At 63.4% G+C, this 265-nt stretch carries 1 protein-coding gene; it reads left to right on the top strand.

Translation table 11 applies throughout. The features are described from left to right. The coding region (locus EXE45_RS18870) for a DUF4260 domain-containing protein (protein ID WP_137695194.1) at positions 1-265 on the top strand (265 nt) is incomplete at both ends.

Genomic DNA, 265 nt, shown 5'->3' with positions numbered 1-265 from the left:
ACGATCGGTGGCCCGATTTGGCTGTTCGTCGTTCTTGCGCTTGCGCCTGACGTCTCGATGCTGGCGTACCTTGGAGGCGCTCGGGTCGGCAGTACGGTCTACAACGTGTTCCACACCTATCTCGCCCCGGCCGCGCTCGGAGTGGTTGGGGTGTGGTTCACCGTGACGCCGCTCACCTTGATCGCGCTCGTCTGGGCTGCTCATATCGGCGTTGACCGCGCCGTGGGGTACGGACTCAAGTATCCGACCGGGTTCAAACACACGC

Source organism: Halorubrum sp. SP9 (assembly GCF_005435015.1).
GTDB classification, from domain to species: domain Archaea; phylum Halobacteriota; class Halobacteria; order Halobacteriales; family Haloferacaceae; genus Halorubrum; species Halorubrum sodomense.
The sequence above is the reverse complement of the archived record's forward strand: the minus strand, read 5'-3'. Positions and strand labels throughout refer to the sequence as shown.